Genomic DNA, 16,894 nt, shown 5'->3' on the forward strand with positions numbered 1-16,894 from the left:
GCCGTCAACGCCATGATTTATATGCGAAATATCACGATTACGACAGCGAAATCAGCGACTTACTTGGAGAATGTGGGGCAAAATCATCAGTCGGAATGGGCAACAGAACCTTCAGCAAGGCCGCCCTGATTGCCGTGCAGCATCCCGCGATGTATCGGTTTGAGTCCGACCCCGTCACACGGATATTCCCCAACTGCGTGACGTTGCTGTGGTTCAATTCCCCGTCCGTGATGATCATGTCATTGATCGTCACCATCAGCTTCGGATCAGCCCGGAATTCCGCCTCTACCGTCGCCAGCTTTTCGGGCAGCCAGACATCGTCCTGATCGCTCAGGAAGATCACCTCGCCCGAACACAGCGACAGCGCCTTCTCGAAGTTGCGCGCGAAACCCAGATTCTCCGGGTTGCGGATCACCCGCACGGCAAAGGGGGCGGTGGCGGCAAAGGCATCGAGGATCGCCAGCGTGGCATCCTTCGATCCGTCATCGCAGACGACCAGTTCATCGGGCAGCCTTGTCTGGGCGCTGAAACTGTCCAGTTGCTCGCGCAGGAATTTGGCCCCGTTGTAGGTGGCCATGGCGATGGAGATTTTCATTTGTATAGCCGCATCGTTCTGAACCGTGTTTCCGCAAGCCATGCCATGGCGTAGGCAGGGAACCGCATCGACGCCAGACCTTTCCAGAAGGCCGCGCGGTCCGTGAGGTAGTCCCGCTGCGCACCAAGCCGCCAAAGCCTGTGCCGCAGCATCCTTGCGATGGTCTGGCGGTCCGGATGCTCCGACCGATCAAGATCGGCCAGCCTTTGGGAAAGCGTCGCGATACGGCGCGTCATCAGCCTGACGCGCTGCGCGCGCCAATCCGGCTGCTTCCTGCTCTGAACGAAAGACACCCCGACATCGGTTCGATACAGGACCAGAGGCTCGTCAATGTATCGCAATCCCCCGACCAGCGCCGCCCGAAAGCCGAGGATGATATCCTCATAGGTCTCGACATGGACGATAGGACCGAACCGCTGGAAGAAATCCCTGCGAAACGCGCCGGTCGCGCCGATGTAGATGGCCATTGCATATGCCAACTGGCGCGGATCGGGATCGTCGCTCTGCACGGGCGGCGCGAATGGCCCCCCCTGTTTTCCCGCCGCGTCAATGGTTTGCGTGCTCGAATGAACCAGCACGGCGCGCGGGTCTTCCTGCAACCGACGCACCAGAGTTGCCGTGCGCTGCGGCAGGGAAATGTCATCTCCCGCCGCAAACACGATGATCTCTGCCTCGACCATGCCGAAAACCAGATTGTAATGCGGGATCACCCCCATGTTCTGCGCGTTCCTGCGCAGGATCACGCGGTGCGGGCCGCGATAGGCATCAACCAGATCCTGCATGATCTCGAAGGTGCGATCCGTCGAACAATCATCCGACAGGATGATCTCCAGCGGCTGATAGGTCTGGGCAAAGGCACCCAATACGGCGTCGCGAATGAAGGCTTCCTGATTGTAGGCAAACAGCGTCATCGTGACGGTCGGATTGCGGGGTGGCGGCGCAGCCTCGCGCGCGCCAGTGCCGCCGTTCTGATCGCCGGAACCGCCCATCACAACCTCAGATCGCTTTCATCCGCCCCGAAGACGGATTTCAGGTCGCAGAACACATGCGCCGCGCGGCCATGGGCGCGCAGCGCCGCCGGGCCGCGCTTGCGATATTCCTCATGCGCCACGGCCAGCAGCACGCCGTCATAGGCCCCGGGCGCGGGGTCTGCCAGCGGCTCCAGCCCGTATTCCGCCCGCGCCTCAGCCGGATCGACCCAGGGGTCATGCACATCGACCGCGATGCCGTAATCCTGCAATTCGCGGATCACATCCACCACGCGGGTGTTGCGCAGGTCGGGGCAGTTCTCCTTGAAGGCCAGCCCCAGCACCAGAACCCGCGCCCCTTCCACCTGGATGCGCCGCTTCAGCATGGCCTTGACCATGCGCCCCGCCACATAGGCCCCCATCCCGTCATTGATCCGCCGCCCGGCCAGGATGACCTGCGGATGATAACCCAGCGCCTCGGCCTTGTGGGTCAGGTAATAGGGGTCCACCCCGATGCAATGCCCGCCCACCAGCCCGGGCCGGAAGGGCAGGAAGTTCCACTTCGTCCCCGCCGCATCCAGCACCGCCCCGGTATCCAGCCCCATCCGGTTGAAGATGATCGCCAGTTCGTTCACCAGCGCGATGTTCAGGTCGCGCTGGGTGTTCTCGATCACCTTCGCGGCCTCGGCCACCCGGATCGAGGGCGCGCGGTAGGTGCCCGCCGTGATGATCCCGGCATAAAGCGCATCCACCGCCGCCGCCGCCTCGGGCGTCGATCCCGATGTCACCTTGCGGATCGTGGTCAGCCGATGCGCCCGGTCGCCCGGATTGATCCGCTCGGGGCTATAGCCGCAGTGGAAATCGCGGTTGAAGCGCAGGCCCGAGGCGCGTTCCAGCACAGGCACGCAATCCTCTTCCGTGGCGCCCGGATAGACGGTGGATTCATAGATCACCAGATCACCCGGCTTCAGCGCCCGCCCCACGGTTTCCGACGCCCGGAGGAGCGGCCCCAGATCAGGCCGCTTGTGGCTGTCGATGGGCGTGGGCACGGTCACGATGAAGATCCGCGCCGCCCGCAGCGCCGCAGGATCCGCGCTCAGCGTCAGGTGCCGCGCCTCAGCCAGTTCCGCCGCCTCCACCTCGCGCGTGTGGTCCTGCCCGGCGGCCAGCGCCGCGATGCGGGCGGGGTTGATGTCAAAGCCGATCACCGCCCGCTTCTTGCCGAACTCCACCGCCAGCGGCAGCCCGACATAGCCCAGCCCGATCACGGCAAGGGTCGCCTGATCATCCATGCGGGTGCCCCCCTGCGGGAAATCTCGGGTTCGCGGCCAAGAGCGGCGAGGGCGCGTCCGAGACGATGATGTTGCGGCTGTGGATCTGCCGCAGCAGCCAGCGCCGCACCGCCACGATGCTGGAGACAAGCGGGATCCGGTTCGCGGCATCGGTGATGCGCCGCTTCAGCGTCCTTGCGCGGAAATGTTCAAGCGAGGATGGGAAAGGCCGCACCGAACAGGGGGTCGGATGCAGGATTCTGACATGGTTGATCATGCCCTCGTCATGGAAACCGCGAAAATCATCGGCCAGATACCGCACCGGCATGTTGCCCGCCGCGATCCCGGCCGCCGCGGCCCGTTCGATGACATAGGCCGCCGCCGTCCGCACATCCGCCATGTCGAAGGGCACCAGCAGATCCAGCCCGCGCCTGCTCGTCAGGGCCTCATGGCGCGAAAACGCGGTCTTCACCATCACCGGGTTGTAAAGCGAGATGACCTCGCCCAGCCGCAGCTTGCCGCCGATCTCGGCCACGATCGCATCGAAATCCGGCGGCAGGACGATGTCATCCTCCACCACCACAGCCCAGGGCAGCCCTTCCTCCACGATCCGCCGACAGGCCGCCACATGCGACAAGGCGCAGCCGATCTGCGGCGAGGGATAGGCCTTCTCATGCCGCCCGTCCCCGCCCGGATCATCGCGGTTCAGCCGCGTGCCATCCACGCCGATGACCTCGCTCGGCAGTCTCGATATGCGGGCGACATGGGCAATGACATAGCGATGTCGCTCTGCCAGTCGCGGTATGGCGGCGATAAAGACCTTCATCCCCTCATTTCCCGTAATAGTCGCGGAACCAGTCCACGAAACGCCCGATGCCGTCGCGGAAATCGGTCCGGGGGCGATAGCCCGTCAGGCGTTGCAGCAGGCCCGCATCCGCCCAGGTCGCGGGCACGTCGCCCATCTGCATCGGCATGTAATTCCGCCGCGCCTTCCGGCCGAGGCAATCCTCGATCGCCTCGATGAAATCCAGCAGCCGCACCTTCTCGGAATTGCCGATATTGACGATGCGGAAGGGGGCAACGGGGGAAAGACTGTCGCCCTCGGCCACCGCATCGCCCGCTGCGGGGCGCTCCGGCACGGCGTCGATCAGCAGCCGGATCGCGCGCACCAGATCATCGACATAGGTGAAATCGCGATACATCTCGCCATGGTTGTAGATGTCGATGGGCCGGTCCTCGAGGATCGCATCCACGAATTTGAACAATGCCAGATCAGGCCGCCCCCAGGGGCCATAGACGGTGAAGAAGCGGAACATCGTCGTGGGCAGGGTCCACAGATGGGCATAGGCATGGCCCATGCTTTCCGTGGCCTTCTTCGTCGCGGCATAGATCGTCAGCTGGGTATCGGCCTTCTCGGTCTCCGAAAACGGCATCTCCTCATTCGCGCCATAGACGGATGAGGTGGAGGCCATCAGCAGATGCCCCACCTGCAGCCGCCGCGCGGCCTCCATCACGTTGAAGGTGCCGATGACATTGGCATCCAGATAGGCGCGCGGATTCTCAAGGCTGTAGCGCACCCCCGCCTGGGCGGCGAGGTGGATGATCACCTCGGGGCGAAAGGCATCGGCCACCGCATCGAAACGCGCCTGATCCTCCAGCAGGGCCTCATCCGCCGAAAACTGCGGATGCTGCAACAGCATCGCATGGCGGCGCTGCTTCAGCGCGACGTCATAGTAGTCCGTCATCCCGTCATAGCCATGGACGCGAAAGCCCTCGGCCAGCAGAAGCCGCGCCAGATGAAAGCCGATGAACCCGGCCGTCCCCGTGATCAAGACCCGCTTGCCCGCCGCCGCATCCGCCATGCCTGTCCCGCCGTCCCTCCGGCCCGCCCCATCCGGGGCGACCGAGTAATTAACATGAATTAATTCTTGCTCAGCCTCTTAACGGCGACCGGGGCATGAGTCTATCGGCCAGCCGCCCGGCATCGCGGCAAGCCGCCGCCGCATGGCGGGAAAGGCGCAGTTGCGGGCGGTGCTTCAGGGCGCGGCCAGCCGATAGGCGGCCAGCGCCACCCATTCCCGGATCGCCAGGTTCAGCAGCGCAAGATTGCGCAGCGGCTCCCAGCCGATCCCGTCGGCAAGCCCCGTGCTGCGGAAATCCACGGGCCAGGCCACCAGGCCCGGCCAGCCCTCCGCGCCAAAGCGCGGCAGCGCGCGCGGCATGTGAAAGGCGCTGGTGACCAGAATCCAGGTCTCCTCCGGGCGCGGGTCGGCCAAAGCCAGGCCCAGCCGGGCATTCTCGGCCGTGTTGCGCGATCCCGTCTCGGCCAGAAGCCGCCCCGGCGCGATGCCCTGCGCGGCCAGGAACCGCGCGGCCACCTCGGCCTCGGCCGGGCCGGACCGCCCCGCCCCGTCGCGCAGCCGCCCGCCCGATCCCAGAAGCACCACCCGCGCCTCGGGAAAGCGTCGCGCCAGCATCGCCGCCGCCGCCAGCCGCTCACCCGCCTCGCCCAGTTGCGCCCCGCCCCAGCGGTCCGTCGCCGCCATGTCCTCGGCCCCGCCGGGCACCAGAATGCCGTCCACCCGCTCCAAAGCAGGCGCGGCGGGAAAGCGCGCCTCCAGCGGGGCCAGCAGCCAGGATCCCAGCGGCAGCACCGCCACCACCAGCGCCCCGACGATCAGCCCCGCCAGCAGGTGCCGCGCCTGCGCCAGCCGTCCCCGCCGCAGCGCAAGCCAGGCCAGCACCAGCAGGGCAAAGCCCCAAAGCTCCACCCGCAAAAGCGCCCCCGCCACCTCGCTCAGCACAAAGAACGCGCCGTTCATCGCCCCGGCAGCCCGGCCAGCGCCTGCCGATAGGCGGCCACGACGATGGCCTCGTCGAATTCGCGCTCCATCTTGGCACGCGCCGCCTGCCCCATCCCCTCCTGCGCCGCCCGTGGCAGCGCCAGAAAGCGCCGCATCGCCGCAGCCAGGCTTTCCGCATCGCGCGGCGCGCAGAAGAGGCCCGTCACCCCATCCTCCACCACCGCGCGGCAGCCCGGCACGTCGGTGGCGATCACCGGCCGCCCCATGGCCGATGCCTCGATCAGCGTGCGCGGCGCGCCCTCGCGGTAAGAGGGCAGCACGACACAGCTTGCCGCCCGCAGAAAGGGCCGCACATCCTCCTGCGTGCCCAGATAGTCGATCACGCCCGCGCGCTGCCAGGCCGCCACATCCGCCGGCCCGATGGCCGTGCGGTTGTCCGCCCCCGCCGCGCCGATCAGCTGAAACCGCGCCTCGGGCCGCTCGGCCCGGATGCGCCGCGCCGCCTCGACATATTCCAGCACGCCCTTGTCGCGCAGCAGGCGCGCGATCATCAGAAAGACCGGCGCCGCCTCTTGCGCCCCGGTCCCGCCCGGCATCGGGCGGAAATGATCCAGGTTGATCCCCGATCCCGGCAGCACCCGGTCCTGCCCCGGCGCGACCAGCCCCCGATCCAGGAACAGCGCCCGGTCATCCTCGTTCTGGAAGAACACGACCGGCAGCCCCGCAAAGGCCCGGCGATACAGCCCCTCGGCCACCAGCTTCAGCATCCCCCCCGACAGGAAGGCCGTGCCCAGCCCGGTGACATTGGGCAGGAACGCCACCCCCGCCCGCCGCGCGGCGATGGCCCCGAAGATGTTGTTCTTGATCGTGAAACCCAGCACGGCATCGGGCCGCTCGCGCCGGAAGATCGCCTGGAACCGGCGCATCAGGCCCAGATCGGCCAGCGGGTTCAGGCCCTTCACGCTCATCTCCAGCGGCAGGAACCGGCAGCCCGCCGCCTCCAGCGCGGCGACGCTGTCATCTGGCGGGGCCAGCACCGTCACGCCATGCCCGTCGGCCAGCAGCGCCTCGACCAGCGGCCGCCGGAAATGCCAGACATTCCAGGCCGCATTCACGGTGATCAGGATGTTCATGTTCCCGGTCCACAGCCCCCGGCCGCCCCCGGCAATCGACCGCCCGCGCCTTCCATCCGCCTCAGTCCTTCGATGCGGTCCGCATCCGCGTCACCGGTACCACCGGCTCCGCCGCCGGCGGCAGCACCACCTGCCCGCCAAAGAACACGCCGTCCTTGATCACCTGCTGCACGGTCATCCGGTCGATCCGGTCATTGCCCTTGCTGAAGGCATAGACCATCGCGAAATCGCAAAGCTGGTTCACCTGCCGCGCGATGCCCGTCGTGCGTTCATGGATCAGTTCCACCGCCTCGTCCGAGAACAGGTCGACATCCCCCCCCACGGCCTGCAGACGGTGGCGGATATAGTCGCCCGTCGTCTCCACATCCATCACCGGCAGATGCGACGCCGCCCCGATCCGATGCGCCAGCGGCTGCAGTTCCGGCGCGACGATCCGGTCGCGCAGGCCCGACAGCCCCACGAGGAAGACCTGCAGCAGTTCATCCGTGCCGGTATTCATGTTGGTCAGCGTGCGGATCTGCTCCAGCGCATTGTCCGACAGGTTCTGCGCCTCGTCAAAGACCAGAACCACCCGCCGCCCGGCGGCATATTCCCGGATCAGCCGCGCCTCGAAGCGGGCGAAAAGCTCTACCATCGTATCGGTCGGGGCCGCCTGTTCGCCCAGCGCCAGCAGCACCCAGGGCAGCACATCCTCGGCCGCGCCCCGCACCTGCGACACCACGCCAAAGACCACGTCATCCCCCACGCTGCGCAACATGTGCTGGATCAGCAGGGTCTTGCCGGTGCCCACCTCGCCCGTCACCAGCGTGATGGGCGCCTTGGTCACGATGGAATATTCCATCAGGGAATAGGCCCGCCGATGGCTCGACGACCAGAACAGAAGCCCGGGATCCGGGGCTATGGCAAAGGGCCGGGCCTTCAGCCCGAAATAGCCCGTGTAGATGTCAAGGATCGTTCCCATCCGCGAACATACCTCTTCTTGATCTTGACTGCGGTCACGACGATTCCCCCCCACCTATTTACAACGGCGCGGTTGTCGCATGTAGTATCGTAAATTTAACACAGACTAACGAAGAATGCCCGCCGGATGCACAGCCGCCAGATCACCTCTGCCCCGACGACCCGCCTGCCCCTGAACTGGGCGGGCCTTGCCTGGCTTGCGCTGGCGCTGGTTGGGGCGGCGCTGCTGTTCTGGCCCGGCATCGCCCTTCTGCTGACCGTCTGGCAGACCCCCGATTACAGCCATGGTCCGCTGATCCCCGTCCTCTCCGGCCTGCTTTTCCTGCGCCAGCTGAAGACCGAGCCGGTCCTGCATGGCCCCGTCAACCGCTGGCCCGGTCTTGTGCTTCTGGTCCTGTCGGTCACCTTCGGCCTTCTGGGCCAGATGGTCGACACCCCCATGGTCACCGCCATCGCCCTGATCGTCTGGTTCGGCGCAATCCTGCTTGTCTGCTTCGGCTGGGACCAGGGCCGCCGATTCTGGCCGCCGATCCTGCATCTCTGCTTCATGCTGCCGCTGCCCGGCACGATCTATTACAAGATCTCGATCACGCTGCAGCTCATCTCGGCCGAACTGGGCGTCTGGCTGCTCCGGCTGGCCGATGTCCCGGTCTTCCTTGACGGCTACATCATTGATCTGGGCGTGCTGAAACTCCACGTGGCCGAGGCCTGTTCCGGCCTGCGCTATCTCTTCCCCATCCTCAGCTTCTCCTACATCTTCGCGATCCTCTTCCAGGGTTCGCTCCTGACCAAGGGGATCATGCTGCTCTCCGCCGCCCCCATCGCGGTGCTGATGAATTCGGCCCGCATCGCCATCGCAGGCATGATCGTGCAGTATCAGGGGGCCGAGCATCTGGAGGGCTTCTCGCATTTCTTCGAAGGCTGGGTCATCTTCCTTCTGTCCATCATCATGCTCTTCGGCCTGGCCCGGCTGCTTCTGATGTTCCGCCGGGACCGGATCACGCTGGTCGATGCGCTGGATCTGGATTTCTCGGGCCTCATGCCGCAGGCCCGCCGCATCGCCCTGATCGAACCCAGCCGCGCCTTCGCAGCCTTCGCCATCCTCACCTTCGGCGCGGCGGCGCTCTGGCAGGTCTTCCCCACCGTGCGCAGCGTCGAACCCCCGCGTGCCGAATTCGCCTCCTTCCCCGATCAGATCGGCGATTGGGTGGGCGGCAGACGGCTGGCCCTCGATCCCGAGGTAGCCCGCGCCCTGGGCGCGCAGGACTATGTCCTTGCCAATTTCACCAATTCCCGCAGCGAGCAGGTCGAACTCTTTGCCGCATGGTTCCGCGACCAGACCCTCAGCGGCGCGCATTCGCCCGAGGTCTGCCTTCCCAATGCCGGCTGGGAATTCGCCGCCTTCGACAGGCGCGACATCGGCGCCGAACTTGGCCTCGACAAGCCCTTCCCGATCAACCGCGCCATCGTCCAGAACGGCGAACAACGGCTTCTCGTCTATTACTACTTCGTCCAGAACGGCCGCCAGATCGCCTGGGATTTCGGCTCGAAGCTCTGGCTCTTCTGGGACAGCATCCGCCACGGGCGCAAGGATGGGGGGCTGATCCGTCTGGTCACCGCCATCCCCAAGGGCGAACCCGTCGAAACGGCGGACCGCCGCCTTCAGGACATGGCCCGCGAACTCGACCAGCGCCTTGCCCGCTTCTTCCCCGCGGCCGATGCACGCGCCCAGCCGCAGATGACGCCCATCCCTGCGCCCTGAGGCCCGCTCAGGCCGGGGCGACAACCACCTCCGTGCCCCATTCCAGGCATTTCCGCTCCAGGTCCGCGGGCAGGGGCCGGTCGGTGAACAGCACCGTCACCTCGGCCAGCGAGGCAAGCCGCGCCGGCGCGCTCCGATCCAGCTTGGAATGATCGCAGACCAGAAACACCTTCCGCGCCTGCCGGATGATCGCCTTCGACACCCGCACCTCGGCCAGGTCGAAATCCAGCAGATCCCCGTCCCGATCCAGCGCCGAGGCCCCGATCACCGCATAATCCACCTTGAACTGTTCGAAGAACTGCGTCGTCAGCTCCCCCACCAGCCCGCCATCCGACCGGCGCAGCGCGCCGCCCGCCACCATGATCTCGCAACCCGGATTGGCGGCCAGCGTATTGGCCACGTTCATGTTGTTCGTCACGACCGTGATGTTGCGATGCGCCAGCAATTCCTGCGCCACCGCCTCGGTCGTGGTGCCAAGGTTCATGATCAGGCTGCAATTCTCGGGGATCGCCGCCGCGCAGGCGCGCGCAATGGCGGCCTTCGCCCCCTCGTTCATCCGCCGCCGCTGCTCATAGCCCAGATTGGCCACCCCGGTCTTCGGCACCGCGCCGCCATGCACGCGGTCCAGATGCCCCATATCGGCCAGTTCCGAAAGATCCCGCCGGATTGTCTGCAGCGTCACATCGAAGCGCTGCGCCAGATCCTCCACCACCACCCGCCCCTCGGCGCGCGCCAGTTCCAGAATCTCGCTCTGCCGAAAGCTCAGCGCCATCGCGCGTTCCTTTTCCTTCGCCGGATAACCGCGCAGTTTCGTTATCCCGCGCGACCCGATCAAGCCGGAAAATTCTCTGCGCGCGCAGGCAGAAACCTTGCCGCAGCGCAGCGCGAAAATGCGCGCTTTAGCGGCAATCCCTTGATAATCAGCACTTTACGCAAGGTCACTTGCGCGCCAATGTTCGCTTTCTATAAAATCGCGCAAAAGCGAAAAAAGTGGATTGACCTATGAGTAAGATTCGTAACACCCTCTCAACCGCTAGGGAGGAGACTGGCGTGACCACAGGGCAACGGCCTGAAACGGCTGACCTCTTCATCATCGGCGGCGGCATCAACGGCTGCGGCATTGCGCGCGACGCCACGGGGCGCGGCCTCTCGGTCGTGCTGGCCGAACAGAACGATCTTGCCTCCGCCACCTCCTCCGCTTCGACCAAGCTCTTCCACGGCGGGTTGCGCTATCTCGAATATTTCGAATTCCGCCTCGTCCGCGAAGCGCTGGAGGAACGCGAAACCCTCCTCGTCGCCATGCCCCACATCTCGTGGCCCATGCGCTTCGTCCTGCCCTACCACCCCGACATGCGCTTCGAAGGCGACACGCCCACGGGCCGCCTCCTCTCGCGCATCATGCCGTGGATGAAGGGCCGCCGCCCCGCATGGCTCATCCGCCTTGGCCTGTTCCTCTATGACACGCTGGGCGGCCGCAAGATCCTGCCCGCCACCCGCACGCTGGACCTGACGCGCGATCCGGCGGGCAAGCCGCTGCAATCCCGCTTCCACCACGCCTATGAATATTCCGACTGCTGGGTGGAGGATTCCAAGCTCGTCTCCCTCAACGCCCGCGACGCCGCCCAGCGCGGCGCGACGGTGCTGACCCGCACCCGCGTCACCTCGGCCACACGGGCAGGCGATCTGTGGGAAATCGTGACCGAAGGCCCCGAAGGCAGCCGCACCCACCACGCCCGCGCGCTGGTGAATGCAGGCGGCCCCTGGGTCGAAGACGTGATCCGCAACGTCGCCCGCATCAATTCCTCCGAAGGCGTCCGCCTCGTGCGCGGCTCGCATATCGTCACGAAGAAACTCTACGACCACGACCGCTGCTATTTCTTCCAGGGCACCGATGGCCGCATCATCTTCGCCATCCCGTATGAGCAGGACTTCACCCTGATCGGCACCACCGACAAGGACCACAAGGCCGCCCCGAAAGACGCCACCTGCACGGATGAGGAACGCGATTACCTGCTGAAATTCGCCTCGCAATACTTCGCCAAGCCCGTCACCGTGAAGGACGTGGTCTGGACTTATTCCGGCGTCCGTCCCCTCTACAACGACGGCGCGAAATCCGCGACGGCGGCGACCCGCGACTATGTCCTCTCGCTCGACGGCAACGGCGCACCGCTTCTGAACGTCTTCGGCGGCAAGATCACGACCTACCGCCGCCTCGCCGAATCCGCGCTGGAGAAACTCCAACCCTTCTTCCCGCAGGCCACCGGCCCCTGGACCGCCCGCGTCGCCCTGCCGGGTGGCGATTTCGCCCATGACGCCGTCCCCGCCCTGACCGCCGCGCTGAAATCGCGCTTCCCCTTCCTGACCGATTACTGGGCCGCCCGCCTGATCCGCGCCTACGGGTCCGAAGCGGAAACCCTGCTCGGCAACGCGCAAACCGCCGCCGACCTCGGCCGCGACTTCGGCGCCACCCTGACCGAGGCCGAGGTGCGCTGGCTCATGCAGCACGAATTCGCCCGCGCCGCCGCAGACATCGTCTGGCGGCGCACCAAACTCGGCCTTCGCCTGTCGAAGGACCAGATCGCTGCGCTTGACGCTTACATGTCAGGCGCCGCAACCCACGGGGCGGTCAGCCCCGCGGCGGAATGAGGGGGACCTATGGCGCTTGAACTACAAGCCGTCAGCCGTGTCGTGAAGGGGCAGGTGCATATCGCCCCCACGACGCTGACGCTGGAAAAGGGGACGATGAACGTCCTCCTCGGCCCCACGCTGTCGGGCAAGACCTCGCTGATGCGCCTGATGGCGGGGCTGGATGCCCCCACCACGGGCCGCATCCTCTGGCACGGCACCGACGTGACGGGCGTCCGCGTGCAGGACCGCAAGGTCGCGATGGTCTATCAGCAGTTCATCAACTACCCCGGCCTGACCGTCTATGAAAACATCGCCTCGCCCATGCGCCTGATGGGCAAGGACCGCGCCGCGATCGACCGCGCCGTCCGCGAAACGGCGGAAATGCTGAAACTCACCCCCATGCTCGACCGCAAACCGCTGGAACTTTCCGGCGGCCAGCAACAACGCTGCGCACTCGCCCGCGCGCTGGTCAAGGGCGCGGGCCTCGTCCTGCTCGACGAACCGCTGGCAAACCTCGACTACAAGCTCCGCGAAGAACTCCGCGCCGAAATCCCCCGCATCTTCGAAGAATCCGGCGCGATCTTCGTCTACGCCACCACCGAACCGGAGGAAGCCCTCCTCCTCGGCGGCAACACCGCCACGCTGTGGGAAGGCCGCGTCACCCAATTCGGCCCCACCCCCACCGTCTACCGCCAACCCGCCGACGCCACGACCGCGCGCGTGTTCTCCGATCCGCCGATGAACTTCGTCTCCTGCTTCAAGCAAGGCCACCGCATCAACTTCGGCGGCAACGCCAACGCCCCCGCAGACGGCGCCTTCGCGTCACTGCCGGATGGCCGCTACACCGCAGGCTTCCGCGCCAACCACCTGCACCTGAACACCCATTCCGGGCAGGCCGTGGAATTCCGCTGCACCCTCGGCGTCACGGAAATCACGGGCTCCGAGACCTTCCTCCACCTGACGCATGGCACCGACCGCTGGGTCGGCCTCGTCCACGGGGTCCACGACCTGGCACCGGGGTCCGAGGTCAGCGTCTGGCTCGACCCCACCCATGTCTACATCTTCGACGCCGAAGGACGCCTTGCCGCGCCCGCGGCCTATGCGGCGGCGGCCTGATCCCATGTCCCAGATCACCCTCAAGAACCTCGCCCACAGCTACCACGCCAACCCGCGCGGCGAACAGGACTTCGCGCTGAAGGAGATGGACCACGTCTGGGACGACGGCGGCGCCTATGCGCTGCTCGGCTCCTCCGGCTGTGGCAAGACCACGCTCCTCAACATCATCTCCGGCCTCCTGCGCCCAAGCCAAGGCCGCGTCCTCTTCGGCGACCGCGACGTGACCGACGCCGAAACGGCGGAAAGGAACATCGCGCAGGTCTTCCAGTTCCCGGTCGTCTACGACACCATGACCGTGCGCGAAAACCTCGCCTTCCCGCTGCGCAACCGGGGCATGGACGCCGCCTACATCAAGGCCCGCGTCACCCAGATCGCCGCCATGATCGGCATGGACCACATCCTCGACCGCAAGGCGCGCGGCCTCACCGCCGACGCCAAACAGAAGATCTCCCTCGGTCGCGGCATGGTGCGCGAAGACGTCAACGCGATCCTCTTCGACGAACCGCTGACCGTCATCGACCCCCACATGAAATGGGAACTCCGCACGCAGCTGAAACAGCTGCACCGCGAATTCGGCCATACGATGATCTACGTCACCCATGACCAGACCGAGGCGCTGACATTCGCCGACAAGGTCGTCGTCATGTATGACGGCCGCGTCGTGCAGATGGGCACGCCCGAAGAACTCTTCGAAACCCCCGCCCATACCTTCGTGGGCTATTTCATCGGCTCGCCGGGCATGAACCTTCTGCCCGCCGAAATACGGGGCGGCACCGCGCAGCTGCAAGGCGCCGCCGTCCCGCTGGGTGCGGCCTACGGGCCAATTTCGGGTCGCACCCAGATCGGAATCCGCCCCGAATACTGCGTCCTGACCGAAGGTGACGGCCTGCCCATCACCATCAAACGGGTCGAGGATGTGGGCCGCCACCGCATCATCCGGGGCGATGTCGCGGGCAGCACGGTCAACGTGATCGCGCCCGAAGGCATGGCCGTCGGCGCGTCCCTGACCCATGTCCGCTTCACGCCGGACCGCATCAACGTCTATGCCGACGACTGGCGCGTCGCACCGATCGGGGGGGCCGTCTGATGGACAAGACCCAGAACAACAAGGCGTGGTTCCTTGTCCTTCCGGTCCTCGTGATCGTCGCCTTCTCGGCCATCATCCCGCTGATGACGGTCGTCAACTACTCGGTCAACGACACCTTCGGCGACAATCAGTTCTTCTGGGCCGGGCTGGAATGGTTCGAGGAAATGGTCACCTCCGACCGCCTGCACGAAGCGCTTGGCCGCCAGATCCTCTTCTCCGCCATCATCCTCGCGATCGAGGTGCCTCTGGGCATCTACATCGCGCTCAACATGCCGAAAAAGGGCTTCTGGGCCTCGGTCTGCCTCGTCCTCATGGCGCTGCCGTTGCTCATTCCCTTCAACGTCGTCGGCACCATCTGGCAGATCTTCGGCCGCGTCGATATCGGCCTCCTGGGCCATTACCTCGCGGAACTGGGCATCGACTACAACTACACCAACGATCCGCTTGACGCCTGGATCACCGTCATCGTCATGGATGTCTGGCACTGGACCAGCCTCGTTGCGCTTCTGTGCTACGCAGGCCTGCAATCCATCCCCAACGCCTATTATCAGGCCGCCCGCGTGGATCAGGCCAGCCGCTGGGCCGTCTTCCGCTACATCGAACTGCCCAAGATGGCGGGTGTCCTGCTGATCGCGGTCCTTCTGCGCTTCATGGACAGCTTCATGATCTATACCGAACCCTTCGTCGTCACCGGCGGCGGGCCGGGCAATTCCACCACTTTCCTGTCCATCGACCTCGTGAAGATGGCGATCGGCCAGTTCGACCTCGGCCCCGCCGCCGCCTTCTCGATCATGTATTTCCTCGTGATCCTGCTGGTGTCCTGGGTCTTCTACACCGTGATGACCAATCTCGACAAAGAGGAGGGCAAGTAACATGCGCCTGCGCGGCTCCGCCCTTGTGATGACGCTCTACCTCTTGTTCCTGCTGATCCCGATCTACTGGCTCGTGAACATGAGCCTGAAAACCAATACCGAGATCACCTCGACCTTCACCCTCTTCCCCAATGACCTGACCTTCCGCAACTACGCGGTGATCCTCACCGATCCGTCCTGGTACATGGGCTATGTGAACTCGATCATCTATGTGGTGATGAACACGGTGATCTCCATCACCGTGGCCCTGCCCGCCGCCTACGCCTTCTCGCGCTACAGCTTCATGGGCGACAAGCACCTCTTCTTCTGGCTGCTGACGAACCGCATGGCCCCTCCGGCCGTCTTCGCCCTGCCCTTCTTCCAGCTCTACTCCTCGGTCGGCCTTTTCGACACCCACATCGCCGTGGCACTGGCACACTGCCTCTTCAACGTGCCGCTCGCCGTCTGGATCCTCGAAGGCTTCATGCGCGGGGTTCCGAAGGAAATTGATGAGACCGCCTATATCGACGGCTATTCCTTCGGGCATTTCTTCCTCAAGATCTTCACCCCCCTGATCGCAAGCGGCATCGGCGTCGCGGCCTTCTTCTGCTTCATGTTCTCCTGGGTGGAACTGCTGCTCTCGCGCACGCTGACCTCCGTCAACGCCAAACCCATCGCCGCCACCATGACCCGCACCGTCAGCGCCTCGGGCATGGACTGGGGCGTGTTGGCCGCCGCGGGGGTGCTGACCATCATCCCCGGCGCGCTCGTGATCTACTTCGTCCGCAACTACATCGCCAAGGGCTTCGCCCTGGGAAGGGTGTGATCATGGATTGGCTCACAGAGGGGGTTGGGATCGCCATAGCTTCAATCTTGAGCAGCAGTATTGTCGCTGCAATTATTTCTAACCGAGCTGCCTACAGGTCGATTGCTGTAGAGGCGATCACAAAGGAAAGAATCGTTTGGTTGGATGAACTGCGTGAAGTTGCGGTTGAGTTAACCACGAAACTTGCCGCACTAAACCGCCAAGATTTTGAAGCGACGGCGGGAGAGATCGAAGCAGCCGATCGATTGATTGCACGCCTTGAACTGCACCTGAACCCTGATGGTAGCAAAGAGGCGCAGATAATGAGGCTCTCTGAAGAACTCAGAGCGTCAGCCGAGAGGAAGTCGGAGTATCGATCAATAGAGAAGGCCTTCATGCGAGCAGTAAGGGACCTGCTTAAGGAAGAGTGGGAAAAAGCCAAAGCGGAAGCAGGCGTAAAAAAAAAGGTGAATTCATGACCGCCTCTCGCTGGACCACCATCTACCTCGTCACGGGCGGCATCCTCGCCGCCATCCTCGCGGCGCTCATCGCCTCCGTCCCCCGCACGGAAGACGGGATCGACTGGTTCGCCCCCCTCATCCCCGGCGGCTGGATGGCCTGGACCTTCCCCGTCGCCCTCTTCTTCTTCGTGATCGCCTGCCTGCTGATCCTCTTCACCCTACTCGCGATCCGCTTTCCCGAAACCCCGCGCCGCGGCGTCCTTCGCATCGAAACCACGCGCGGCGACCGGCTCTTCATCTCGCTCTTGGGCTCGGCCTTCCTCTGCGTGGGCTGGCTCTTCTTCTTCGGCGCTCCCCTCTGGGGCGCGCTGATCGGTTGCCTGATCTATGCCGCAGCGGTCTTCCGCTGGGTCTGATCCAAGGCATGACAGCGCCGGGGGGGGCGGATGCGAC

17 protein-coding genes are annotated in these 16,894 nt (G+C 65.1%); 8 read left to right on the plus strand and 9 right to left on the minus strand.

The window, feature by feature from the left end; genetic code table 11:
• Positions 1-37: 37 nt before the first annotated feature.
• The 8 genes from G5V65_RS14785 to G5V65_RS14820 all read right to left on the minus strand — a co-directional run bounded on the left by G5V65_RS14785 (position 38) and on the right by G5V65_RS14820 (position 7,732).
• Entirely contained in the window at positions 38-595 is a 558-nt protein-coding gene (locus G5V65_RS14785; RefSeq protein WP_165051528.1) for a glycosyltransferase, read from the minus strand.
• Entirely contained in the window at positions 592-1,584 is a 993-nt protein-coding gene (locus tag G5V65_RS14790) for a glycosyltransferase (RefSeq protein ID WP_165051530.1), read from the minus strand. The genes G5V65_RS14785 and G5V65_RS14790 overlap by 4 nt, the downstream gene beginning before the upstream one ends.
• Entirely contained in the window at positions 1,584-2,855 is a 1,272-nt protein-coding gene (tviB, locus tag G5V65_RS14795) for a Vi polysaccharide biosynthesis UDP-N-acetylglucosamine C-6 dehydrogenase TviB (protein ID WP_165051532.1), read from the minus strand. The genes G5V65_RS14790 and tviB overlap by 1 nt, the downstream gene beginning before the upstream one ends.
• Positions 2,848-3,660, minus strand: a complete 813-nt coding sequence (locus G5V65_RS14800; protein WP_165051534.1) for a glycosyltransferase family 25 protein — start codon at positions 3,658-3,660, stop codon at positions 2,848-2,850. The genes tviB and G5V65_RS14800 overlap by 8 nt, the downstream gene beginning before the upstream one ends.
• A gap of 4 nt (positions 3,661-3,664) precedes the next feature.
• Positions 3,665-4,696: an NAD-dependent epimerase/dehydratase family protein gene (locus G5V65_RS14805; RefSeq protein ID WP_165051537.1), complete on the minus strand. Its 1,032-nt coding sequence runs from the start codon at positions 4,694-4,696 to the stop codon at positions 3,665-3,667.
• Positions 4,697-4,870: 174 nt separating this feature from the next.
• A complete protein-coding gene (locus G5V65_RS14810; protein ID WP_165051539.1) occupies positions 4,871-5,656 on the minus strand; it encodes a YdcF family protein in 786 nt (261 codons plus the stop codon).
• On the minus strand, positions 5,653-6,771 hold the full coding sequence (locus tag G5V65_RS14815) for a glycosyltransferase family 4 protein (RefSeq protein WP_165051541.1): 1,119 nt from the start codon (positions 6,769-6,771) through the stop codon (positions 5,653-5,655). The genes G5V65_RS14810 and G5V65_RS14815 overlap by 4 nt, the downstream gene beginning before the upstream one ends.
• A gap of 61 nt (positions 6,772-6,832) precedes the next feature.
• Positions 6,833-7,732 (minus strand): ExeA family protein, encoded by a 900-nt coding sequence (locus tag G5V65_RS14820; protein WP_165051543.1) that lies wholly within the window; start codon positions 7,730-7,732, stop codon positions 6,833-6,835.
• A gap of 126 nt (positions 7,733-7,858) precedes the next feature.
• Between G5V65_RS14820 and xrtD the strand changes: the two genes are divergently transcribed.
• Complete coding sequence (xrtD, locus tag G5V65_RS14825) at positions 7,859-9,493, plus strand: VPLPA-CTERM-specific exosortase XrtD (protein WP_165051545.1); 1,635 nt, start codon at positions 7,859-7,861, stop codon at positions 9,491-9,493.
• 7 nt (positions 9,494-9,500) lie between these two features.
• Here the strand turns inward: xrtD and G5V65_RS14830 are convergent, their stop codons facing one another.
• Positions 9,501-10,265 carry a DeoR/GlpR family DNA-binding transcription regulator gene (locus tag G5V65_RS14830; RefSeq protein ID WP_165051548.1) on the minus strand — a complete coding sequence of 255 codons (765 nt, stop codon included), beginning with the start codon at positions 10,263-10,265 and terminating at the stop codon, positions 9,501-9,503.
• A 278-nt stretch (positions 10,266-10,543) separates the two neighbouring features.
• On the opposite strand from G5V65_RS14830, the gene glpD reads away from it, so the two are divergent.
• The 7 genes from glpD to G5V65_RS14865 all read left to right on the plus strand — a co-directional run bounded on the left by glpD (position 10,544) and on the right by G5V65_RS14865 (position 16,857).
• Positions 10,544-12,139 carry a glycerol-3-phosphate dehydrogenase gene (glpD, locus tag G5V65_RS14835; RefSeq protein WP_343162853.1) on the plus strand — a complete coding sequence of 532 codons (1,596 nt, stop codon included), beginning with the start codon at positions 10,544-10,546 and terminating at the stop codon, positions 12,137-12,139.
• A 9-nt stretch (positions 12,140-12,148) separates the two neighbouring features.
• Positions 12,149-13,237 carry an ABC transporter ATP-binding protein gene (locus G5V65_RS14840; protein WP_165051552.1) on the plus strand — a complete coding sequence of 363 codons (1,089 nt, stop codon included), beginning with the start codon at positions 12,149-12,151 and terminating at the stop codon, positions 13,235-13,237.
• 4 nt (positions 13,238-13,241) lie between these two features.
• Positions 13,242-14,324 (plus strand): ABC transporter ATP-binding protein, encoded by a 1,083-nt coding sequence (locus tag G5V65_RS14845; protein WP_165051554.1) that lies wholly within the window; start codon positions 13,242-13,244, stop codon positions 14,322-14,324.
• Entirely contained in the window at positions 14,324-15,196 is an 873-nt protein-coding gene (locus G5V65_RS14850) for a carbohydrate ABC transporter permease (RefSeq protein WP_165051557.1), read from the plus strand. The genes G5V65_RS14845 and G5V65_RS14850 overlap by 1 nt, the downstream gene beginning before the upstream one ends.
• Position 15,197: 1 nt before the next feature.
• Positions 15,198-16,001, plus strand: coding sequence for a carbohydrate ABC transporter permease (locus G5V65_RS14855; protein WP_165051559.1), 804 nt, complete (start codon positions 15,198-15,200; stop codon positions 15,999-16,001).
• Between the two features lie 2 nt (positions 16,002-16,003).
• On the plus strand, positions 16,004-16,459 hold the full coding sequence (locus G5V65_RS14860; protein ID WP_165051561.1) for a hypothetical protein: 456 nt from the start codon (positions 16,004-16,006) through the stop codon (positions 16,457-16,459).
• Between the two features lie 134 nt (positions 16,460-16,593).
• On the plus strand, positions 16,594-16,857 hold the full coding sequence (locus tag G5V65_RS14865; RefSeq protein WP_241250592.1) for a DUF2160 domain-containing protein: 264 nt from the start codon (positions 16,594-16,596) through the stop codon (positions 16,855-16,857).
• Positions 16,858-16,894: the final 37 nt, after the last annotated feature.

Origin of the sequence: Paragemmobacter kunshanensis, from assembly GCF_011059185.1 — a bacterium.
Taxonomy (GTDB): Bacteria; Pseudomonadota; Alphaproteobacteria; order Rhodobacterales; family Rhodobacteraceae; genus Paragemmobacter; species Paragemmobacter kunshanensis.